Origin of the sequence: Kutzneria buriramensis, assembly GCF_003387475.1 — a bacterium.
Lineage (GTDB): Bacteria > Actinomycetota > Actinomycetes > Mycobacteriales > Pseudonocardiaceae > Kutzneria > Kutzneria buriramensis.
This window is the reverse complement of record NZ_QUNO01000006.1, coordinates 481,282-502,496: the sequence shown is the minus strand read 5'-3', so window position 1 is coordinate 502,496 and position 21,215 is coordinate 481,282. Positions and strand designations below refer to the sequence as shown.

Sequence of the window (21,215 nt, the reverse complement as noted above, 5' to 3'; positions counted from 1 at the left end):
TCGCCGGATGCCACTGCGATGGCGGTGGCGGACGGTCAGGTCGTGTGGGTGGGTCAGGACACGCCTGGTGTCGCGTTGTACGGCGAGAGTGCAGAGGTGGTGCATCTGGACGGCGCGTTCGTGGCGCCGGCGTTCGTGGATGCCCACGTGCATGCGACGTCCGCGGGGTTGTTGCTGACCGGTGTCGACCTGACGGGCGCGCGGTCGGTGCAGGACGTGTTGTCGGCGGTGAAGCAGGCTCCGGGTGCCGCGGTGTGGGGTCACGGCTGGGACGAGACGCGCTTCGCCGAGGGCCGGCCGCCGACGCGTGCGGAGCTGGACGAGGCGGCGAGCGGTCGGCCGGTGTATCTGTCGCGGATCGACGTGCACTCCGCGCTGGTGTCGACGGCGTTGGTCGAGTTGGCGTCTCGCGCGCGGGACTCGGACGGCTGGTCGGAGTCGGGGCCGTTGTCGCGGGCGGCGCATCACGAGGTGCGGCGGGCGGCGAAGGACGCGGTGGCGCCGGCGCAGCGGCGGCAGGCGCAGGAGGCGTTTCTGGCGTTGGCGGCGTCGCGGGGTGTGGCTTCGGTGCACGAGTGCGCGGGGCCGGACATCTCCTCGCGTGAGGATTTGGCAGAGCTGTTGGCGTTGACCGGTGGCCCGCAGGTCGTCGGATACTGGGGCGAGCTCGGCGGTGTGGGCACCGCCAAGGCGCTGGGCGCACGTGGCGCGGCCGGTGACCTGTTCGTCGATGGCGCTCTCGGCTCGCGGACGGCCGCGCTGTGCTCGCCGTACGTCGACGATCCCGGCAACTCCGGCGCGCTGTACCTGGACGCGGCGGCTATCGCGGATCACGTGCTGGCGTGCACCGTGGCCGGCATGCAGGCCGGTTTTCACGTGATTGGTGACGCCGCGGTGGCCGAGGTGGTGGCCGGGTTCGAGTTGGCGGAGAAGCAGGTGGGTGCGCCGGAGCTGGCGGCGTGCCGGCATCGTCTGGAGCACGTGGAGATGGTGTCCGCGGAGCAGGCGGCGAAGCTGGCGAGCTGGGGTGTGGTGGCGTCGGTGCAGCCGTTGTTCGACGCGACGTGGGGCGGGCCGGACGGCATGTATGTGCGGCGGCTGGGTGCGGAGCGGGGTACGCAGCTGAACCCGTTCTCGCAGCTCGCGGCGGCCGGGGCTTTGCTCGCGCTGGGCTCGGACGCCCCGGTGACGCGGGTCGATCCGTGGGAGTCGGTGCGCGCGGCGGTGCACCACCGCACCGACGGCTTCGGTGTGTTGCCACGCGCGGCGTTCACGGCGCACACGCGCGGCGGTTGGCGCGCGGCGGGCGTGGATGACGGCGTGACGGGGACGTTGGTGCCGGGCGCGCCGGCGACGTACGCGGTGTGGCGTGCGGATGAGCTGGTGGTGGGGGCGTCGGATTCGCGGGTGCAGCGGTGGTCGACGGATCCGCGGTCGCGGGTGCCGGCGCTGCCGGTGCTGGAGCCGGGGGCGGTGCTGCCGGAGTGCCTGCGCACGGTGTTGTGCGGTCAGGTGATCTACGAACGGGAAGGGGCGCTTGGGTGACGTTGCTGGATCTGGACCCGGAGGTCACCGGGCGGGCTCGCGCGCTGGCGGCGCGGGCCGCGGAGCCGGTGATCGAGCTGGCGCGTGCGCACACGACGGTCGCGGTGGAGCGGGCGACGTTGCGGTTGGCGGGGATCACCGGCGCGGACACCACGCATCGCGCGGGTGACGTGCCGTGGGTCAACCGGGTCGTCGACACGATCAGGGAGCAGTGCGGGCTGGAGCACGGCGCGGTGCTGCCGGCGTTCCACGCGCTGCGCGAGCACGACCTGGGGTCGTTGACCGAGCTCGCCGAGGCGACCGCCGCCGGGCAGATCCAGTTCACGGTGCCGTCCGGGAAGGACGCGGAGCGCGCCGGGAAGGCGGCGAGGACCGCCGTCGCGAAGGGCCTGCGCACCGTCGACCGCAACCGCGGGCAGCGGGACAAGCTGGTGGCGAAGCTGGGGGATCCGCCGCAGCGCCCGTGGATCTATCTGATCGTCGCGACCGGTGACATCGACGAGGACGTCGTGCAGGCGTGCAACGCCGCGCGGGCCGGCGCGGACATCATCGCGGTGATCCGCTCCACCGGTCAGTCGCTGCTGGACTACGTGCCGGAAGGCGCCACGCACCACGGGTTCGCCGGCACGTACGCCACGCAGGAGAACTTCCGGATCATGCGGGCGGCGCTGGACGAGGTGTCCAAGGAGGTCGGCCGGTACGTGCGGCTGACCAACTACGCGTCGGGCCTGTGCATGCCGGAGATCGCCGTGCTGGCGGGCCTCGAGCGGCTGGACATGATGTTGAACGACTCGATGTACGGGATCCTGTTCCGGGACATCAACCCGATCCGGACGTTCGTGGACCAGCGGTTCTCGCGGCAGGTGCACGCGCGGGCGGGGATCATCATCAACACCGGCGAGGACAACTACCTCACCACCGCCGACGCCGTGGACGCCGCGCACACCGTGACGGTGTCGCAGCTGCTCAACGAGCGGTTCGCGCACGAGGCCGGCCTGCCCGACGAGCTGCTGGGGCTGGGGCACGCGTTCGAGATCAACCCGAAGGTGCCGGACTCGTTCCGTCTGGAGCTGGCGCACGCGCTGCTGGCGCGGGAGTTGTTCCCGGACGCGCCGCTGAAGTGGATGCCGCCGACCAAGCACATGACCGGCGACGTGTTCAACGGCTACCTGCTCGACGGGTTCTTCAACCTGGCCGGTGTCCTCACGGGTCAGTCGATCCTGTTGGTGGGCATGATGACCGAGGCGGTGGTGACGCCGTTCCTGTCCGACCGGGACCTGGCGCTGGCCAACGTGAAGTACGTGCTGGGCGCGGCCGGCAACCTGGCCGAGGACTTCCGGCCCTCGCCCGACGGGTTCATCGTGAAGCGGGCCGAGCAGGTGCTGGGGGAGGCCGTCGACCTGCTGGAGCGGATCGTGGACGAGGGTCTGCTGCGGGCGATCGCCGAGGGCACGTTCGGGTTGATGAAGCGTCCCGCCGATGGCGGCAAGGGCGCGGACGGCGTGGTGGCGAAGGCCGACGGTTACGTGAACCCGGCGAGTGAGCTGCTGGAGGCGGGGCTGTGAGCGAGAAGCGTTATGTGCGGCCCTATGGCGACACGACCGGCGACGGCATGGTGCAGATGTCGTTCACGCTGCCGGTGCCGCACGGTCCGCGTGCGGAGGGCGCCGCGCAGCAGTTGGCGAACAAGATGGGTATGGACCCGGCGATGGTCGTGCACTCGCACGCCATCGGCTCGGACTTCACGTTCGTCGTCGTGTACGGGTCGGTCAGCCACCTCGTGGACCTCGACGAGGTGCGTGTGGTGGAGCGGGAGTATCCGCTCCTGTCGCCGCACGAGGTCAACTCGACCGTGAAGAACTCGTTGGGGCGCAAGCTGGTAGTCGTCGGGGCGTGCATCGGGACCGACGCGCACACCGTCGGCATCGACGCGATCCTCAACATCAAGGGCTTCGCCGGCGAGAAGGGCCTGGAGTACTACCGGGAGCTGCGGGTGGTGAACCTGGGCGCGCAGGTGTCGGTGCCGGAGCTGGTGAAGCGGGCGCGGTCGGAGCGGGCCGACGCCGTGCTGGTGTCGCAGGTCGTCACGCAGCGGGACGCGCACATCCTCAACACCCAGGAGATGTCGGCGGCGTTCCGGGAGGCCATGGGCTCTTCCCGGCCCACCCTGGTCGCCGGCGGTCCGCGTTTCGATCCGCTGATGGCCGGTGAGCTGGGCGTGGACCGCGTGTTCGGGCGTGGCACCACTCCGGGCGAGGTCGCCAGTTATCTCGTGCACACCATTTCGCAGAGGGGCGTGGCAGCGTGAGTCTGGTCGAGGGCTTCTCCGTGACGCATCGGCGGTACGTGCCGTACTCGCATGCGCATTACGGCGGCAACCTGGTCGACGGCGCGTACGGGCTGGGCATGTTCGGCGATGTCGCCACCGAGTTGTGCATCCGCACCGACGGCGACGAGGGGCTGTTCGCCGGCTACGACTCCGTGAAGTTCCTGGCGCCGCTGCGCGCCGGTGACGTCGTCGAGGCCACCGCCACCCTCACCCGCATCGGCACCCGCTCCCGCGGCGTGTCGTTCGAACTCCGGGTCGTGTGCCGGGCCACCCCCGACAAGGGCGCCTCCGCCGCCGAGGTCCTCACGGAGCCGGTGATCGCCACCCAGGCCACCGGCACCGTAGTAGTCCCCCAGTCCTGAAACCCCCGCGAGTCGCGCTGAGCACCAGAACGAAGGTATGAATTCCGGTTCATACATTCGTCCTGGCTGTGGGCGCGACTCGCGGGGTTCACAGCGTTGGCGGGAAGCCGAAGCGTTTCACCAGCGCGGGGTCGCCGAAGGCGTGGATGCGGGCGATGCCTGTGGGAGTCACCGTGAGTACGAGCAGGCCGTAGGCGGCGCCGCGGTGGTAGCCGACGGCGGCGGGTTGGCCATTGGCGCTGGTGGGGAGCAGTCGCCAGTCGCCGGGGGAGCCCAGCACCTGCCGCACCAGGTATGGCACGCAGGTGGCGCGGCCAGAGAACCAGGTGCTGAACGGCGTCGCCTCCAGGCAGGCGTCGGCGCGCAGCACGCGTTCCAGCGCGGCGCCGTCGGCGTGTTCGACGGCGGCGATGTAGTGCCCCAGCACGGGTTCCAGCTGCCCCGGCTCGACCGCCCGCTCCACGTCGGGCGGTTCTTCGGCCAGCCGGGCCCGCGCGCGTTGCAGCGTGCTCTTCACGGCGGCAGTGCTGGTGCCCATGACCTGCGCGACGTCTGAAGCCGGCCACGACATGACGTCGCGCAGGATGAACACCGCCCGCTGACGCCCCGGCAGCGCCTGAAGCGTGGCGATCAACGCCAGCCGTAGGCTGTCCCGCGACGCCACGATCGTCGCCGGATCCAGCACCGAGTCCGGCACGGGCTGCACCCACGCCACATCGGCGGTCACCGGCACAGCCGCCGGGTCGTCCACCGGCCCGCCGAGACCGGACGGCAGGAACCGCCGGCTGCGGTGCGACAACGCCGAAAGGCAGGCGTTGGTGGCGATCTGGTGCAGCCACGTGCGCACCGACGCCCGGCCCTCGAACCCCTCGTACGCCCGCCACGCCCGCAGGTAGGTCTCCTGCACCGCGTCCTCGGCGTCGTCGAATGAGCCGAGCATGCGGTAGCAGTGGGCGAGCAGCTCGCGCCGGTAGGGCTCGGTGTCGGTCGAGAAATCTCCCATCGGCGTCGAATCTACGGCGCGTAGGTCAGCGTGACGACGCCCGTCGCGCCGGTCTCGGCAGCCACGAGCCGCAGGGTGTGCGGGGCCGAGCCGTCGAACAGGCGCGTGCCCTCGCCGAGGACACGCGGGTGCACGCCGAGGCTGAGCTCGTCGATCAGGTTGTGCCGCAACAGGGTCCGCATCAGCGTGAAGCTGCCGTACATGATGATGTCCGCGCCCGGCCCCTCCTTGAGCTGCGCGACCGTCCGCGCCGCGTCGCCGGTCAACGCGGTGGCGTTCCACGGCAGGGGACCGGTCACAGTGCGAGACACCACGACCTTGGCGATCTTGTGCATCGCCTCGGCGTACGGCCCGGTGTTGTGCCCCCACGCCCGTTCCACCGTCTCGAACGTCGCCCGCCCCATCAGGAACGTGTCGCTGGCCAGGATCGCCGCCGTCGCCCTCTCCACCGCGGCCGCGTCGAAGTACTCCAACGCCCAGCCGCCCCCGTCGAGCTCCCCGAACCCGCCCGGATCCTGCACCACGCCGTCCAGCGTGACGAACGCCGACGCGATGAGCCTGCGCATGATGCCTCCCTCGTCGGGGCCGGACGTTCCGACCCCTCCGACAGGTAGACCCGGCTCGGCGCGAAAAGGAATCGGTCGGTGAGCCGGGGATCCGTCCCCACGATCGGGGGCCTTACGCTGCGCGGGTGGGGGAGTTGATATTGGCGGCGTTGATCGTCGTGGCAACCGTTGCCGGCCTGTGGTGGGTGCCGCGCGGGGGAGCGCCGGAACGGCCGGGCGGCAGCTGGCCGCGTCATCCGGGCACCTGGCTGGTGGCCGTGATCGCCCTGTTCTTCGTCAACCAGGTCCTGTTCACGGCGTATGTCGATCAGGCCTGGCACGGCGACACCTCGCGTATCGCCCGATTGATGCCGCCGGGCTGGTTCGACCTGGCCGACCTCGGCGGGCTGGCCTCCGTGCTGCCGGCGTGGCCGTGGACGGTGCTGCACGTCCAGTCGGCCATCGAGCTGCCGCTCGGCGTGCTGTCGTACCTGCTGGTGTGCCGGTGGTTCAGCGCGGCGGCGTTCCGCCGGGCCGTGCACGCGCGGTGGCTGCTGTCGGCCTCCTACACGGTGACGTTCTGCCTGATCGAGTGGGATCTGCCCAGCCCGTACACGACCGGTGACATCGCGATCCGGGTGGTGTCCGGCGTGGTGACACCCCTGCTGCTGCCGCTGCTGTCCGAAGGCGCGGCCGGGCCGCCGCGGTTGGCACCGTTCGTCGCCTCCCTCGGCGCGCTGGGCTGCGTCGTGCTGGCGGTGTACGACACCGTCACCCTCTACAACCTCGGCCACACCGTCTCGTGGCTGCCGACCGTCGCCGTGGCGCTGGTCGTGCTGGCGGTGGCCCGCTGGTGGGCGCGCCGCCCGGCGACGCACGGACCGAACATGGCCTCGGTCACCGCGTCGCTGGAGTGGTTCCTGGTGCTGTTCATGGTGCCGGCGCTGCCGCTGCGATACGGCTTCAACTTCGGCACCGCCGGCGTGTCGATGCTCGCCGGAGCGGTCATCGTCGCCGCCGCGCTGTGGCGCGGCTGGGACCGCCGATACCTGGGACGCCTCGCCCTGGCCGCAGCGGCCGGAGTCGCCGGCGCGGCCGCCGGCTATGTGCTGGCCAGCGGTTACCCCGAGGCCCACCTGCTCGCCGCGGCCGCCGGGTTCCTGCTCGCCGGCGTCGGCGTGTGCACAGCACTGGACCGGGCCGGCGCCACCAACGCCGTTTCGTGATCTGCACTCGACAGAGGTCTCACAGCCGGCCCGTAGGCTGAACGGGTGGTTGCACCCGCTGTGACGTCGGAATCCGACATTCCGCTCGCGCTGCCGTCCCGACGTCGCCGCGCTGTCCCCGTGCTGATGCGCATGGCCGCCGCCCTGGCCGGCGGCGGCATCCTCTACGCCAGCTACCCGCCGCGCACCCTCTGGTACCTCGCGCCGCTGGCGTTCGCGCTGTTCACGGCCGCCCTGCGGCACCGCAGCGCCCGCGGCGGCTTCGTCTACGGCCTGTGCTTCGGCATGGGATTCATGCTGCCGCTGCTGACGTGGCTCCAGAGCTTCCTCGGCGCCGACTTCGGCCCGTTCCCATGGGTGGGCCTGTCACTGGTGGTGTCGCTGTACATGGCGATCGCCGGCGCGGCGATGGCGGTGGTGAGCAAGCTGCGCGGCGCGCCGATCTGGATGTCGCTGGTGTTCCTGGGCAGCGAGGTGCTGCGCACCTACTTCCCGTTCGACGGGTTCCCGTGGGGCAAGGTCGCCTTCGGCCAGCCGGAGGGCCTGTTCCTGCCGCTGGCCGCGATCGGCGGCACGATGCTGCTGGGCTTCGCCGTCATCGCCACCGGCGCGGGCGCCGCCGAACTCGTCGCACGCTGGCGGGCCGGCGACCGCCGCCGTGCCCTGGTGCTGCCGGTCGCGCTGCTGGTGCTGCCGGTGGTGGCAGGGGCGGCGAGCTGGCCGCTGATCTCCACCAACGCCGAGGCCGGCACCCGCACCGTCGCGATCATCCAGGGCAACGCCCCCGACGACGGTATCAACCTCATGTACGACACGCCGATCCTGCGCCGCAACCACATCGCCGCCACCGAGAGGCTCGCCGCCGACATCAGGGCCGGCAAGGTCGCCAAGCCCGACATCGTGGTGTGGCCCGAGGTCGCCACCGACCTGGACCCCGACCCGACCGACGACCCGGAGCTGTCCAAGGCCATCGCCGACGTGGGCGTGCCGTTCCTGATCGGCGGCCGGCTCATCGAGAACCCCACCACCATCCAGAACGTGGTGCAGGTGTGGGACCCCCGCAGCGGGCCGGGCCCTCGCTACGCCAAGCAGAAGCTGGTGCCGTTCGCCGAGTTCATCCCGCTGCGGACGATCTCCGCCGCGGTCACCCCGTTCGTCGCCGACACCCGCGACATGATCCCCGGCGACAAGCCCGGCGCCCTGCCCATCGACGGCACCACCGTCGGCGTCGCCATCTGCTACGAGGTCGCCTACGAGCAGGTGGTCGGCGACGCGGTTCGGGCCGGTGCGACAATGCTCGCCATCCCCACCAACAACGCGTGGTACGGACCTGGCGAGATGAGCTACCAGCAGCTGGCCATGTCCAGGGTCGCCGCGGTGGAGTACGGCCGCGCGGTGGCGGTCTCGGCGACCAGCGGCGTGAGCGCCATCGTGCAACCGGACGGATCCGTCACACGGCAGAGTGAGCTCTACACGGCGGCGACGCTGGTGGCGTCGGTGCCGCTGCGGACGACCGCTACGCTGGCCACCCGGCTCGGCGGTTGGCCCGAATGGGTGGTGTCCGCGGCCGGTCTGGCAGCGCTGGCGATCGCGATCGGCTCACGCCTGCGACGGCGCCGGGCCAACACGACCTGACAGACACGAGAACACCGGAAGAGGACCTTTTGATGGCGGACCAGGACAGCCGCGCGGAGCTCGGCCAGGTGCTGGTGGTGATCCCCACGTACAACGAGCGGGACAACATCGGCCCGATCGTCGCGAGGCTGCACGAGGCGCTGCCCGAGGCGCACGCGCTCGTGGTCGACGACGGGAGCCCCGACGGCACCGGCCAGCTGGCCGACGAGATGGCCGCGGCCGACGAGCGGGTGCACGTGATGCACCGCAGCGAGAAGGCGGGCCTGGGCGCCGCCTACGTGGCCGGCTTCAACTGGGCGCTGGACCGCGACTACGGGGTCATCGTCGAGATGGACGCCGACGGCTCGCACGCGCCCGAGGACCTGCCCCGGCTGCTGGACGCGCTCACCGACGCCGACGTGGTGCTGGGCTCGCGGTACGTGCCCGGCGGACGCGTGGTGAACTGGCCCAAGTACCGGGAGCTGATCTCCCGCGGCGGCGGCCTGTACTCGCGGCTGGCCCTGGGCACCTCCATCCGGGACATCACCGGCGGCTTCAAGGCGTTCCGCCGCTCGGTCCTGGAGAAGATCAACATCAACTCGGTGGCCTCGCAGGGCTACTGCTTCCAGATCGACCTCACCTGGCGCACCATCGAGGCCGGCTTCGAGGTCGTCGAGGTGCCGATCACGTTCACCGAGCGCGCCATCGGCGAGTCCAAGATGAGCGGCTCGATCGTGCGGGAGGCGCTGCTGCGGGTCACCAAGTGGGGCCTGCGCCGGCGCGCCGAGCAGCTGGGCATCATCAAGCGCTAGCTTGGTGGTCCTGGACGCGAATCACCCCCTGGCGGCGGCCGCCAGGGGGTGATTCTGTTACTTCGTGGTGGGCTCGGCGGTCCTCACGCGGTCCGGGTGCGGCGGCCCTTGAGCTCCTCGAGGCGCTCGGTGAGCAGTTCCTCCAGCTCGGGGATGCTGCGGCGCTCCAGCAGCATGTCCCAGTGCGTGCGCGGGGCCTTGATCTTCTTCTGCTCCGGCTCGTTGCCGTCCATGATCTTCGACTCAAGGCCGTGCAGTCGGCACTCCCAGACCGGCGGGATCTCGGCGTCGTCGGAGAACGGCACCTCGAAGTCGTGCCCCTTCGGGCACGCGTACCGCACCGACCGGCGCGGCGCGAGGTCGTGATTGCGGTCAGTCTCGTAGCTGACCGCTCCGAGCCGGCTACCACGCAGAACGCGGTCGGCCATGACGGTGTCCTTTCGCTCGGCTCGGGGCTGACGCCCCGGGTTGTGCTTACCGAGTGCAACGACGGGACTGGTCCAATCGTTCCCCGGTGAGGGGTTTCGGCACCCAGGGTGACGTCGTTCACGTGTCAACCAGAGTGTCCCGTCTCTGGGATGCAATCGGTCGGACGTCGTGACGCGTTATCCAGCTACCGAGTGCAACTATCACTCTAATGGCCTAGTCCGTGTCGCTTCCACCCGACGCGGCCGTCCCGTCTGACTGCATTCCGCAACCAAGCGTGTCAGCAAGACCATCAATGAGTGACTTTTTCCCCGACTTCTGATGACAGAGCGTAGCATATATGGCCAACGCGAACCTGTTCACGGTCAGTGGTTACCCCAGAACCTGCCCGTTCGACACGTGGCGTACGGCACGCAAGGCTGCTGTCAGGTCAGGCTCAGCTGCGCCGGCGACACCGGCTCCGCCGCCAGCTCGCCGGTGCGGAAGTGACGCCGGCACAGCACCTGATAGCGCACCTCATCGGCATGGTCGGTGTCGGCGACCATCACCGTGTCACCCTCCCGGAGCACCCGGCCCCCGCTGACCCGGGCGTTGAACCGGCCCGGCAGCCCGCACCAGCACAGCACCTCCACCTGCACCGGGTGCAACTCGTCGGCCAGCTCGAACAGCCGCCGCGCCCCCGCGAACATCCGGCTGCGGAAGTCGGTGGCGATGCCGAAGCAGTACACGTCCACCTGCGCGTCGTCGGCCAGCTCGGCCAACTGCTCCACCTGCTCGGCCGACAGGAACTGCGCCTCGTCCACCACCAGGTAGTCCACCCGCTGCCCGGCCGCCCACCGCGAGCGCACCAGCCGGCGCAGGTCGGCGTCGTCGGCGACCTCGGTGGCCTGCCGGCTGATGCCGATCCGGCTGGAGATCTGCGGCCGCCCCGACCGGTCGTGCCGCACCAGCACCAGGCCGTGCCGGCCCTGCCGGGCCTGGTTGTGGTCGATCTGGAGAGCCAGCGTGGACTTGCCGCAGTCCATCGGCCCGAAGTACCAGCGGATCCGGCCGGTCTGCGGGGCGCAGCGGCGCGAGCCCGCCGCGGGCACCGAGGACAGCGCGTCGGTCGCGTCGATGATCGATCCGGATTCGCTCACGGCGGGTGACCCTAACGGGTGCGACACTACGGGCGTGGACCGGCGTATCCGCAGGGACGTTCGGGTCGACGGAGTCGTCCAGGGCGTCGGCTTCCGCCCCTACGTGCACGCGCTGGCCACCCGCCTGGAGCTGGCCGGCCGGGTCGGCAACGACGTCGCCGGCGTGTTCGTCGAGGTCGAGGGTGCGCCGGAGGCCGTGGGGGAGTTCCTGACCGCGCTGCAGCGCGACGCCCCGCCGCTGGCCCGCATCGAGCACGTCCGCGTCACCGAGGCCGCCCCGAGCGGCGCGGCGCGCTTCGAGATCGCCCCGTCCGACGCCGCCGGCGTCCGCAACACGCTGGTGTCGGCCGACTCGGCGACGTGCGCGGACTGCGTGCGCGAACTGTTCGACCCGGCCGACCGCCGCTACCGGTACCCGTTCGTGAACTGCACCAACTGCGGGCCGCGGTTCACCATCGTCCGCGACATCCCCTACGACCGGCCGCTGACGACCATGGCGGGATTTGACATGTGCGGGCCGTGCCGCGCCGAATACGACGACCCTGGCGACCGCCGCTTCCACGCGCAGCCCACCTGCTGCCCCGACTGCGGGCCGCGACTGTCACTCGCTGCTGCCGCCGACCCGCTCGCCGACGCCGTCCGGCGCCTGCGGAACGGGGAAGTGCTGGCGGTCAAGGGATTGGGCGGGTATCACCTGGCCGTGGCGGCGTTTCACCCGATCGCGGCGGCGACGCTGCGGGCGCGTAAACACCGCGAGGACAAGCCGTTCGCGGTCATGACCGCCGACGTCGACCAGGCGCGGCAGCTGTGCTTCGTGGACGGCGAGTCGCTGAGCGACCTCACCGGGCACCGCCGGCCGATCGTGCTGATGCCGCGCCGGGACGGCACCCCCATCGCGGCGGCGGTCGCGCCCGGCAACCGGTACCTGGGCGTGATGCTGCCGTACACACCGCTGCACCACCTACTGCTGCGCGACCTCGGCGAGCCGATCGTGCTGACCAGCGGAAACCTGTCCGAGGAGCCGATCGCCTACCGTGACGCCGCGCCGCTGGCCGGCATCGCCGACGCCGTGCTCGACCACGACCGGCCCATCCACATCCGCACCGACGACTCCGTCGTCCGCGCCGGCGCGCTGCTGCGCCGCTCCCGCGGGTACGCGCCCGAGCCGGTGACGCTGACCCGGCGGTGCCGACGGCCGGTGCTGGCCTGCGGGGCGGAGCTGAAGAACACGTTCTGCCTGGCCAAGGACTCGCGCGCGTTCGTCTCGCACCACATCGGCGACCTGGAGAACATGCAGACCTACCGGTCGTTCACCGAGGGCGTCGAGCACTTCTCCCGCCTGTTCGAGATCACCCCGCAGGTCGTCGCCCACGACCTGCACCCCGAGTACCTGTCCACCAAGTACGCGCTCGGACTGGACGGCGTCGAGCTCGTCGGCGTGCAGCACCACCACGCGCACATCGCCTCCTGCCTGGCCGACAACCGGGAGCCCGGGCCGGTGATCGGCGTGGCGTTCGACGGCACCGGCTACGGCACCGACGGCACCATCTGGGGCGGCGAGTTCCTGATCGCCTCCCTCCACGGCTTTGAGCGGATCGGGCATCTCGCGCCGGTGCCCATGCCCGGCGGCGCGGCCGCGATCCGCCAGCCGTGGCGGATGGCGGCCGCCTACCTCGGCGACACGGTCGAAAGCTGGCGTCCGGAGTGGAACGCGGTCGTCGCGATGGCCGCCAAGGGCGTGAACTCGCCGGTGACGTCCAGCGCCGGCCGGCTCTTCGACGCCGCCGCCGCGCTGCTCGGCGTCCGCGACGAGATCAACTACGAGGGGCAGGCCGCCGTCGAGCTCGAACAACTCGCCGACCCCGGCGTCGCCGACGGCTACCCGGTCCGCGTCGATGAGCTGATCGTGCAAGGCGTCGACCTCCTGCACGGCATCGTCGCCGACCGCGCCGCCGGCATCGAGCCGCCGGTGATCGCCGCCCGCTTCCACAACGGCGTCGCCGCGGCCATCCTCGCCGGCTGCCGCCAGGCCCGCGACCGCAGCGGCCTGGACACCGTCGCCCTGTCCGGCGGCGTCTTCCAGAACGTCCTGCTCACCACGCGTGCCGTGAACCTGTTGGCGAACAACGGTTTCCGGGTTCTCACGCACCGGCGCGTGCCCACCAACGACGGCGGCATCAGCCTCGGCCAGGCCGCCATCGCCGGCGCCTGATCACAGCCGCTCCAGCTCCTCGGCCCGGCGCAGATCCTTCGGCCGCCCCACCTCGCGCCGCATCGCGATCAGGTCCTCCCGTCTCAGGTAGCGCACCTCCAAGCCGTCCGGGCCCGACACCGTCAGCGCCCGGTCCAGGAACTCCCGCACCGGCAGCGTCCCCCACGGCAGGGCCACCGTGCAGCAGTCGCCGCTGGCGTTGCACGACTCGAACTGGACTTTCGGCAGCAGGAACGCCTGCGGCGTCAACGGAACCGGCCGGCCGTCGTCGTCCACCAACTCGGCCCCCACCGCCGTGAAGGCCTCGGCCAACGCCTCTGCCTGCGCCGGATCGCCGTCCCACAACAGGTCGAGGTCCCCGGTCAGCTCGCGCGAGCCGTGCAGGATGCCCGCCACCTGCCCGATCACCGCCACCCGCGCGCCCGCCTCGTGCAGGGCCGTCAGCAGCGGCAATGGGTCGAAGTCCCGGGCGCTGTCGGTGTCGATCGTGCCGGCGTTGTCGTCGGCGTCGTCATGGCCCAGCCCGGTCGGCGGCCGATCCCGGGTCACCGCCCTGGTCCGTTCCACCGCTTCCCGCAACGCCGCCAAGGGTCCCTCGGTCATTCCGTCATGCAACATCAGGACGAATCCCGCCCGCACCCGGTTTTGCCGATGCCATCCTCACCGGGTGAGGGTTGCGCTGCGGATCCTGCTCGGGCTCGGCCTGCCGCTGGTGTGCGCGGGCCTCTCGCTGGCCTACGCCTGGAACCACATCGACGGCTCCGACGGGTTGTGGGGCGGGCTGCTGGGCATCGCGATCATCGGCGGGTTCCTGGTCACCGGCTTCGCGTTCCTGATCTTCGTGCTGAGCTCTGACCTTCCCGCCGTCGGGGCCATCCTCGCCTTCGCCGGGGTGCTCGCCCTGTTCGTCACCGGCGCGGCCGGCGCGGAAGCGTACGTGCTGTACCAACGCGGCAGCGACGTCTCCTGTCAGGTCACGTCCATCACCCCAGGGCTCACCGGCTACGCCACCACCGACACCCTCGCCCTGGCCTGCGACGGCGGCCGGCCGTCCGCGATCACCGGCAACGGCGAGCAGTACGACGACATCACCGTGGGCCAGCAGATCAGCGTCCGCTTCGACCCCGCCGGCAATGCCACCACCATCCTGTCCAGCGACGCCTCCGACGGCCACGTCCTGCTGACCATCGCCGCGGTCAGCTTCCTCGTGCTGTTGGCGCAGGGCGTCGCCACCGCCGTGCGGCGCCCGGTGACCACCTCCTGAGCCGGCGGCAACGGGTCCGCTCGTTACAGTGAGTGGAGTCTGGACCTGGGGGGACCAATGGCCGACCGACCGTTCCGGGAGCCGCGCCCGGCCGATCTTCGTTCCGCCTCGCGTTATCTGCGCTGGCTCATCGGCAGTCAGCTCGGCCGCGTCGTCCGCGGCACCGTGCTCGGCACGACCTGGATGGTCAGCCTGACGCTGCCGCCCTACCTGCTGTCCCGCGCCGTCGACGACGGGTTGCGCTCCGGGCGCTTCGGCACCCTGCTCGGATGGGTCGCCGTGTTGCTCGGCGTGTCCGTGGCGACGGCGATCATCGGCATCCTGCGGCACCGAACCCTGACGATGGTGCGCCGCGACGCCATGTTCCGGACCATCCGCGCGCTGGTGGAGCACAACGTGCGGCTCGGCGGCGAGCTGGACCGCAAGGTCGGCGCGGGCGAGGTGGCGACGATCGGCATCTCCGACGTGATGATCGTCGGCACCGGCCTGACGTTCGTGGGTCCCGGCGTCGGCGCGGTCATCGCCTACCTCGTCGTCGCCGCCCTGCTCGTGCCGATCTCCGGGCTGCTGGCGGTGATCGTGCTGCTGGGCGTGCCGGTGATCGGCGTGGTCATCGGACCCGTGCTGGGCCGGCTGCGCGGCACCCTCACCGAGTACCGCGCCCGGCAGGGCCGGCTGACCGCCCGCATGGTGGACATCGTCGACGGCCTGCATGTGCTCAACGGGATCGGCGGCAAGGCCGAGTTCGGCCGCCGCTACCGGGACCAGTCCGCCGGGCTGCGTGAGGAAGGGTTCCGGGTCGCCGCGGTGTCGAGCTGGATTCCGGCGATCGGTGTCGGCCTGCCGGTGGTCTTCCTGGCCGCGGTCATGTGGGTGGCCGCGCGTATGGCCGCCGCACACACCCTGTCGATCGGCGACCTCATCGCCGTCTACGGCTACGTCGCCGTGCTGGTCGTGCCGGTGGCCGCAGTGATCGACGACGTCACCGCGCTGAGTCAGGCCATGGTGTCGGCCCGCCGGGTGATCGCCGTGCTCACGCTGCCGGCCGCCCACACCGGCAGCGGCGACGCGCCGGCCGGGCTTGCCGACATGGTCGATCCTGGCTCGGGCGTGCGGGTCGAGGCCGGCCGGTTCACGGCGTTGGCCGCCGACCGGCCCGCGACATCGGCGGCCGTCATCGATCGGCTGGGCGCGTTCGCGCCGTCCGACGCGAGATGGGGCCGGGTGCCGGTGCGGGACATCGCCGCCGCGCAGCTTCGGGACCGAATCCTGGTCGCCGACAACGAAGCCGACATCTTCGCGGGCACGCTGCGCGAGGTGCTCAGCGGTCGCTGGGAGCCGAGCGACGACGTGCTGCGGCACGCCGTGCACGCGGCCGCCGCCGACGACGTCCTGGCCGGTCTCCCGGACGGCCTCGACGCGGCGGTCGCAGCGCTGGGCGGCACGCTGTCCGGCGGCCAGCGGCAACGCGTCCGGTTGGCTCGCGCCCTGGTCGCCGACCCCGAGATCCTGCTGGCCACGGAGCCGACGTCCGCTGTGGACGCGAACACCGAGGCACTGATCGCCCACCGGCTGCCGGCCGCGCGACGTGGTCGCACGACGTTGGTGACCACGACGTTGGTGACCACGACATCGCCGACAATGCTGGCGCAGGCCGACGTCGTGCACTACCTGATCGACGGCCATGTGGCCGCCACCGGCACGCACGGTGAACTGCTGGCGAGCAGTCCCGGTTACCGGCGGATGGTCTCGCCAGCCTGGCCGAGGACGCCGCGTCATGACCCTGCCGGTGTCGGAGCCGGCCGCGGCCCGGCACGCCGCCGTCGCGCTCGTCCGCGACCATCCCGGGGCGTTCGCGCTCACGCTGGCGCTGACCGCGTTGTCGACCGTCGCCGGCCTGGGCGCTCCGTACCTGCTGGGTCGCATCGTCGACGTCGTGCAGGTCGGCGGCGACGTCACGTGGCTCGCCCTGCTCATCGTGGCGTGCGCGCTGGCTCAGCTCGTGCTGACCCGCTTCACCCGCCACGTCGGCGGCCGGTTCGGCGAACGCGTGGCGGCCGCCGTCCGCGAGCGGTTCCTGGAGCGGGTTCTCGCGCTGCCGGCGGCTCTGGTGGCGAGGGTGTCGACCGGCGACCTGACCACACGGGCGACTGGCGACGTGTCGACCGTCGCCGCGACGCTGCGTTCCGGCGTGCCGGAACTGCTGGTGGCGGCCGTGCAGGCGGCGTTCGTGCTGGTCGCGGTGCTCGTCGTCAACCCGCTGTTGGGCGCGTGCGGTGTCGTCGGACTGTTCGGGATCGTCGTCGTGCTGCGCTGGTACCTGCGCCGGGCCCGGTCGGCCTACCTCGCCGCTGCTGCGAGCACGTCACGGCTGGCCGAGGTCCTCGTGTCGACGGCAGCGGGCGCGCGCACCGTCGAGGCGCTCGGCCTTCAGCGCCGGCGGATCGACGCCGTCGTCGCGGCCATCGAGGATTCCCGGACCCACGTCATGCGCACGCTGTCGCTGCGGACCGTGCTCTATCCGGTCCTCGACGTGTCGGCCGTGCTACCGCTGGTCGGGATCCTGCTCGTCGGTGGCGCGCTGTACGACGACGGCGTGCTCGGCCTGGGCGCGGTCGTCACGTGCGCGATGTACGTGCGGCAGCTGACCGGTCCCTTGGAGACGCTGTCGATCTGGCTCGAACAGCTCCAGAGCTCGACGGCGTCGTTCGCGCGGCTGGAGGGCCTCGTCGCCGTCCACGAGCCCCGACCTTCCGCACCGGCCACTCCTGCCGGCGACCGGATCGAGGTCAGCGGCCTGTCCTTCGCCTACACCGCCGGCCGCGACGTGCTCAGCGGCATCGACCTTCGCGTCCGCCCCGGCGAACACCTCGCCATCGTCGGCCCCTCCGGTGCCGGCAAGTCGACACTCGGCCGGCTGCTGGCCGGCTTGGAGCGGCCACGCGTCGGTTCCGTCACCGTCGGCGGCGTCGCCGTCGCCGACCTGCCGCCCGATGTGCTGCGTGAACACATCGTGCTGGTCACGCAGGAACAGCACGTCTTCCGTGACACCGTGCGGGGCAACCTGCTGCTGGCCCGTCCCACCGCCACCGACGACGACCTGCGCGCTGCCCTACACGCCGTCGGCGCCCACTGGGTCGACGACCTCCCGCACGGGCTGGACACCGAGCTCGGCCGTTCCGCCTTCCATCTCGACGCCGCCCGGGCCCAGGAACTCGCGCTGTCCCGCGTTGTCCTCGCCGACCCGCACACCCTCGTCCTCGACGAAGCCACCGCCATGCTCGACCCGACCGCCGCCCGATCCGCCGAACGCGCCCTCGCCGCCGTGCTCGCCGGCCGCACCGTCATCGCCATCGCCCACCGCCTGCACACCGCCCACGACGCCGACCGCATCATCGTCCTGCGCGACGGCCGCCTCGCCGAGCTCGGCACGCACACCGAACTCGTCAACAGCGGCGGGGACTACGCCGACCTCTGGCGAACCTGGCATGGAGCTGGAGCTGCGACGTGAGGACTACCGGGACAGCCACTCGTACCAGTCCGCCAGCCCCTCGCCGGTCCGCGCCGACACCTCCAGGACCGGGGCGTGCGGGTTGACCTGACGCAGGCAGCGCAGGAACTTGGCCCGGTCGAAGTCCACGTACGGCAGCAGATCCACCTTGTTGAGCAGCACGATGTCGCCGGTCCGCACCAGGTGCGGGTACTTCAGCGGCTTGTCCTCGCCCTCGGTGACCGACATGATCACCACCCGGCCGTTCTCGCCGAGGTCGAACAGGCCGGGGCACACCAGGTTGCCGACGTTCTCGATGAACACCACGGAGCCGGCGGGCGGGTCGAGCTCGGCCAGCGCCTTGCGGACCATGACGGCGTCCAGGTGGCAGCCGGCGCCGGTGTTGACCTGCACGGCGGGCACCCCGGAGGCCCGGATGCGGTCGGCGTCGAAGGTGGTCTCCTGGTCGCCCTCGATCACCGAGCACGGCAGCCCGAGCTCCCGCACCGTCCGTTCCAGCAGTGTGGTCTTGCCGGAGCCGGGGGAGCTCATCAGGTTGTAGGCCCGCACCTCGATCCCGGCCAGCCACTCCCGCACGTGCGAGGCGAGGTGGTCGTTGCGGGCCAGCAGCCGTTCCTCCAGGTCGATCACGGTGCCGCCGCCGTGCTCGTGGGAGTGGTCGCTACACCCGCACGTCGCGCACATCAGGGACCACCTCCCCAGGGGCCAATTGAACGGCTTTGATCAGCAACTCCATGCCGGCCAGCACCTCGACGTCGCTGGAGCCGCAGGGACACAGCAGGATCGGGTCGTCGGACAGGAACTCCGCGGAGCAGTCCCGGCAGCGCGCCCTGCCGCCGGGCTCCACGACCTCCAGCCGGGCGCCTTCCAAGGACGTGCCGGCGACGACCAGGTCGAAGCAGAACCGCACGGAGTCCACCACGACCCCGGACAGCTTCCCGATCTCCAGCCGCACCATCGCGACCCGGCGGTCTCCGAGCCGGTCGGTGATCGCCTCCACGACGCCCTGCGTCAGCGACAGCTCGTGCATCAACAGATCCGGGGCAGAGGGTCGCCGACGAGCATGTCCACGATCCGAGTGCCGCCGAACGCGGTGTTGAGCAGCACCATCCCGGGCTGGTCGGCCTCCACGCGCCCGATCACGGCGGCCTGCGTGCCCAACGGGTGTGCGCGCATCGCCGCCAGCGCGGCGTCGACCTGATCACCGGCCACGGCGGCCACCAGGCGGCCCTCGCACGCCACGTACAGGGGGTCGATGCCCAGCAGCTCGCTCGCGCCCCGCACTTCGGCCTTCACCGGGATGGCGTGCTCGTCGACGATCACCGACACCTGCGCGTCGGTGGCGATCTCGTTGAGGATGGTCGCGACGCCGCCCCGGGTGGCGTCGCGCATCGCGTGCACCCCGGACGTCGAGGCCAGCAACTCTGCCACCAGGCCGTTCAAGGGGGCCGTGTCGCTGACGAGGTCCGCCTCGATGTCGAGCTCGCCGCGGGCCAGCATGATGGTCACGCCGTGCTCGCCGATGGGCCCGGAAACCAAGATCGCATCTCCGGGCTGAACTGCGGCGACGCCGAGTTCGGCCGAGCCCTCGACGACCCCGACGCCGGCGGTGTTGACGTAGCAGCCGTCGGCCTTGCCGCGCTGCACGACCTTGGTGTCGCCGGTGACGATCATGACCCCGGCCCGGTCCGCGGCCGCCCGCATGGACGCCGCGATCCGGGTCAGATCCGCGATCGGGAAGCCCTCCTCGAGGATGAACCCGCACGTCAGGTACAGTGGCGTCGCCCCGGACACCGCCAGGTCGTTCACGGTCCCGTTGACGGCCAGGTCGCCGATGTCGCCGCCGGGGAAGAACAGCGGCGACACCACGTACGAGTCGGTGGTCAGCGCCAGCCGGGCGTCGCCGATCCGCAGCCGGGCGGCGTCCTCCAGCGGCGCCAGCGCCGGGTTGCCGAACGCGTCGAGGAACACCGCCTCGATCAGGGTGTGGGTGGCCTTGCCGCCGGAGCCGTGCGACAGCGTGATCCGCTCCTCGCGGACCTTCGCCGGCCGCCGCCGCGCCCGTTCGATCCGGTCCAGCACCTGCTGCTCGCGATCGATCATCCGATCGTCACCTCCTGCACCCGCTTGCGGCTGAACCGGCCGAAGTTGTAGTACGCGGCGCAGGCGCCCTCGGGCGACACCATGCACGTGCCGATCGGCGTCTCCGGGGTGCAGGCGGTGCCGAACACCTTGCACTCCCACGGTTTCAGCACGCCCTTGAGGACCTCGCCGCACTGGCACGCCTTCGGGTCGGCCACCCGCACGCCGGGCACCTCGAAGCGGGCCTCGGCGTCGAACGAGGCGTAGTCGTCGCGGACGCGCAGCGCCGAGTGCGAGATGAAGCCCAGGCCCCGCCACTCGAAGTAGGGCCGCAGCTGCATGGTCTGGTTGATCACCTTGAGCGCCACCGGGTTGCCCTGCCACGGCACCACCCGCGAGTACTGGTTCTCCACCTCGGAGCGGCCCTCGTGCAGCTGCACCATCAGCATGTAGATGGACTGGAGGATGTCCAGCGGCTCGAAGCCGGCCACCACCACCGGCTTGCCGTAGGAGCCGGCGATGAACTCGTACGGCCGGCAGCCGATCACCGTGGACACGTGCCCGGGGCCGATGAAGCCGTCCAGCCGCAGGTCGGGCGAGTCCAGGATGGCCTTGATCGCCGGGATGATCGTCACGTGGTTGCAGAACACCGAGAAGTTGTCCAGGCCCTCGGCGGCCGCGCGCAGCAGCGTCATCGCGGTGGACGGCGCGGTGGTCTCGAACCCGATGGCCATGAACACGACCTGCTTGTCGGGGTTCTGCCGGGCCAGCTTCAGCGAGTCCAGCGGCGAGTACACCATCCGGATGGTCGTGCCCTCGGCGTTGGAGTCGAAGAAGTTCCCGCCGCTGCCGGGCACCCGCATCATGTCCCCGAACGAGGTCATGATCACCTCGGGCCGGCGGGCGATGTGGATGGCGTCGTCGACCCGGCCCATCGGGATCACGCACACCGGGCAGCCCGGGCCGTGCACCAGCTGCACCTGCTCGGGCAGGTAGTCCTCCAGGCCGTGCTTGTAGATGGTGTGGGTGTGCCCGCCGCAGACCTCCATGAACTTGTAGCGGCGGCCCGGCTCGCACAGCCCGGCGATCTTCGACGCCAGCGCCCTCGCCTTGTCGGCGTCGCGGAACTCGTCGACGAAACGCAC

Annotated in this window: 19 protein-coding genes and 1 pseudogene; 11 read left to right on the top strand and 9 right to left on the bottom strand. The window is 71.4% G+C overall.

Translation table 11 applies throughout. From position 1 onward, the window contains the following. Window positions 1-18: 18 nt before the first annotated feature. Genes BCF44_RS20465 through kal form a run of 4 tightly spaced genes read left to right on the top strand, consistent with a single transcriptional unit; the run spans window position 19 to window position 4,236 of the window. Complete coding sequence (locus BCF44_RS20465) at window positions 19-1,545, top strand: amidohydrolase (RefSeq protein WP_116176042.1); 1,527 nt, start codon at window positions 19-21, stop codon at window positions 1,543-1,545. Beyond that, entirely contained in the window at window positions 1,542-3,110 is a 1,569-nt protein-coding gene (gene kamD / locus BCF44_RS20460; protein ID WP_116175901.1) for a lysine 5,6-aminomutase subunit alpha, read from the top strand. Before BCF44_RS20465 ends, kamD begins: the two co-directional genes overlap by 4 nt. After that, window positions 3,107-3,853: a lysine 5,6-aminomutase subunit beta gene (kamE, locus tag BCF44_RS20455; protein ID WP_116175900.1), complete on the top strand. Its 747-nt coding sequence runs from the start codon at window positions 3,107-3,109 to the stop codon at window positions 3,851-3,853. Before kamD ends, kamE begins: the two co-directional genes overlap by 4 nt. After that, window positions 3,850-4,236, top strand: a complete 387-nt coding sequence (gene kal / locus BCF44_RS20450; RefSeq protein ID WP_211353116.1) for a 3-aminobutyryl-CoA ammonia lyase — start codon at window positions 3,850-3,852, stop codon at window positions 4,234-4,236. Before kamE ends, kal begins: the two co-directional genes overlap by 4 nt. An 88-nt stretch (window positions 4,237-4,324) precedes the next feature. On the opposite strand, the gene BCF44_RS20445 is transcribed toward kal, so the two are convergent. After that, window positions 4,325-5,239 (bottom strand): RNA polymerase subunit sigma-70, encoded by a 915-nt coding sequence (locus BCF44_RS20445; RefSeq protein WP_116175899.1) that lies wholly within the window; start codon window positions 5,237-5,239, stop codon window positions 4,325-4,327. A gap of 11 nt (window positions 5,240-5,250) precedes the next feature. Next, the gene (locus BCF44_RS20440; RefSeq protein ID WP_116175898.1) at window positions 5,251-5,805 is read right to left on the bottom strand and encodes a dihydrofolate reductase family protein; all 555 of its coding nucleotides are present in this window, start codon (window positions 5,803-5,805) and stop codon (window positions 5,251-5,253) included. 125 nt (window positions 5,806-5,930) lie between these two features. On the opposite strand from BCF44_RS20440, the gene BCF44_RS20435 reads away from it, so the two are divergent. The 3 genes from BCF44_RS20435 to BCF44_RS20425 are packed head-to-tail and all read left to right on the top strand — an operon-like array spanning window position 5,931 to window position 9,436. Then, on the top strand, window positions 5,931-7,010 hold the full coding sequence (locus tag BCF44_RS20435; RefSeq protein WP_147328551.1) for a hypothetical protein: 1,080 nt from the start codon (window positions 5,931-5,933) through the stop codon (window positions 7,008-7,010). Between the two features lie 45 nt (window positions 7,011-7,055). Continuing rightward, window positions 7,056-8,645, top strand: a complete 1,590-nt coding sequence (lnt, locus tag BCF44_RS20430) for an apolipoprotein N-acyltransferase (RefSeq protein ID WP_246015320.1) — start codon at window positions 7,056-7,058, stop codon at window positions 8,643-8,645. Window positions 8,646-8,677: 32 nt separating this feature from the next. After that, window positions 8,678-9,436: a polyprenol monophosphomannose synthase gene (locus tag BCF44_RS20425; protein WP_116175896.1), complete on the top strand. Its 759-nt coding sequence runs from the start codon at window positions 8,678-8,680 to the stop codon at window positions 9,434-9,436. Between the two features lie 83 nt (window positions 9,437-9,519). Here the strand turns inward: BCF44_RS20425 and BCF44_RS20420 are convergent, their stop codons facing one another. Continuing rightward, window positions 9,520-9,864: an RNA polymerase-binding protein RbpA gene (locus BCF44_RS20420; RefSeq protein WP_043714016.1), complete on the bottom strand. Its 345-nt coding sequence runs from the start codon at window positions 9,862-9,864 to the stop codon at window positions 9,520-9,522. 423 nt (window positions 9,865-10,287) lie between these two features. Beyond that, window positions 10,288-11,001 (bottom strand): thymidine kinase, encoded by a 714-nt coding sequence (locus BCF44_RS20415; protein ID WP_246015318.1) that lies wholly within the window; start codon window positions 10,999-11,001, stop codon window positions 10,288-10,290. Between the two features lie 46 nt (window positions 11,002-11,047). On the opposite strand from BCF44_RS20415, the gene hypF reads away from it, so the two are divergent. After that, a complete protein-coding gene (gene hypF, locus BCF44_RS20410) occupies window positions 11,048-13,213 on the top strand; it encodes a carbamoyltransferase HypF (protein ID WP_246015346.1) in 2,166 nt (721 codons plus the stop codon). On the opposite strand, the gene BCF44_RS20405 is transcribed toward hypF, so the two are convergent. After that, the gene (locus BCF44_RS20405; RefSeq protein WP_116176037.1) at window positions 13,214-13,816 is read right to left on the bottom strand and encodes a hypothetical protein; all 603 of its coding nucleotides are present in this window, start codon (window positions 13,814-13,816) and stop codon (window positions 13,214-13,216) included. A gap of 64 nt (window positions 13,817-13,880) precedes the next feature. Between BCF44_RS20405 and BCF44_RS20400 the strand changes: the two genes are divergently transcribed. From BCF44_RS20400 to BCF44_RS20390, 3 genes and pseudogenes are all read left to right on the top strand, one after another. Continuing rightward, a complete protein-coding gene (locus tag BCF44_RS20400) occupies window positions 13,881-14,477 on the top strand; it encodes a hypothetical protein (RefSeq protein ID WP_116175895.1) in 597 nt (198 codons plus the stop codon). Window positions 14,478-14,534: 57 nt separating this feature from the next. Next, a pseudogene (locus BCF44_RS20395) lies at window positions 14,535-15,950 on the top strand (ABC transporter transmembrane domain-containing protein); the annotation flags it as partial. Window positions 15,951-16,254: 304 nt separating this feature from the next. Next, the gene (locus BCF44_RS20390) at window positions 16,255-17,988 is read left to right on the top strand and encodes an ABC transporter ATP-binding protein (protein ID WP_116175894.1); all 1,734 of its coding nucleotides are present in this window, start codon (window positions 16,255-16,257) and stop codon (window positions 17,986-17,988) included. 3 nt (window positions 17,989-17,991) lie between these two features. On the opposite strand, the gene hypB is transcribed toward BCF44_RS20390, so the two are convergent. From hypB to hypD, 4 genes are read right to left on the bottom strand one after another with little or no spacing between them, the layout of a single operon-like run. Beyond that, window positions 17,992-18,672, bottom strand: a complete 681-nt coding sequence (hypB, locus tag BCF44_RS20385; protein ID WP_116175893.1) for a hydrogenase nickel incorporation protein HypB — start codon at window positions 18,670-18,672, stop codon at window positions 17,992-17,994. Next, window positions 18,650-19,018 (bottom strand): hydrogenase maturation nickel metallochaperone HypA/HybF, encoded by a 369-nt coding sequence (locus BCF44_RS20380; protein WP_116175892.1) that lies wholly within the window; start codon window positions 19,016-19,018, stop codon window positions 18,650-18,652. Before BCF44_RS20380 ends, hypB begins: the two co-directional genes overlap by 23 nt. Beyond that, on the bottom strand, window positions 19,018-20,091 hold the full coding sequence (gene hypE, locus BCF44_RS20375) for a hydrogenase expression/formation protein HypE (protein ID WP_116175891.1): 1,074 nt from the start codon (window positions 20,089-20,091) through the stop codon (window positions 19,018-19,020). The genes BCF44_RS20380 and hypE overlap by 1 nt, the downstream gene beginning before the upstream one ends. After that, window positions 20,088-21,215: a hydrogenase formation protein HypD gene (gene hypD, locus BCF44_RS20370; protein ID WP_116175890.1), complete on the bottom strand. Its 1,128-nt coding sequence runs from the start codon at window positions 21,213-21,215 to the stop codon at window positions 20,088-20,090. Before hypD ends, hypE begins: the two co-directional genes overlap by 4 nt.

What these genes read in the sequence shown, in the direction of transcription:
- BCF44_RS20440 (WP_116175898.1), bottom strand. Translation starts at nt 5,805, where the DNA reads ATGCGCAGGCTCATCGCGTCGGCGTTCGTCACGCTGGACGGCGTGGTG.
- BCF44_RS20420 (WP_043714016.1), bottom strand. Translation starts at nt 9,864, where the DNA reads ATGGCCGACCGCGTTCTGCGTGGTAGCCGGCTCGGAGCGGTCAGCTAC.
- BCF44_RS20390 (WP_116175894.1), top strand. Translation starts at nt 16,255, where the DNA reads ATGACCCTGCCGGTGTCGGAGCCGGCCGCGGCCCGGCACGCCGCCGTC.
- hypE (WP_116175891.1), bottom strand. Translation starts at nt 20,091, where the DNA reads ATGATCGATCGCGAGCAGCAGGTGCTGGACCGGATCGAACGGGCGCGG.
- BCF44_RS20405 (WP_116176037.1), bottom strand. Translation starts at nt 13,816, where the DNA reads ATGACCGAGGGACCCTTGGCGGCGTTGCGGGAAGCGGTGGAACGGACC.
- BCF44_RS20380 (WP_116175892.1), bottom strand. Translation starts at nt 19,018, where the DNA reads ATGCACGAGCTGTCGCTGACGCAGGGCGTCGTGGAGGCGATCACCGAC.
- BCF44_RS20445 (WP_116175899.1), bottom strand. Translation starts at nt 5,239, where the DNA reads ATGGGAGATTTCTCGACCGACACCGAGCCCTACCGGCGCGAGCTGCTC.
- hypB (WP_116175893.1), bottom strand. Translation starts at nt 18,672, where the DNA reads ATGTGCGCGACGTGCGGGTGTAGCGACCACTCCCACGAGCACGGCGGC.
- BCF44_RS20425 (WP_116175896.1), top strand. Translation starts at nt 8,678, where the DNA reads ATGGCGGACCAGGACAGCCGCGCGGAGCTCGGCCAGGTGCTGGTGGTG.
- BCF44_RS20465 (WP_116176042.1), top strand. Translation starts at nt 19, where the DNA reads ATGGCGGTGGCGGACGGTCAGGTCGTGTGGGTGGGTCAGGACACGCCT.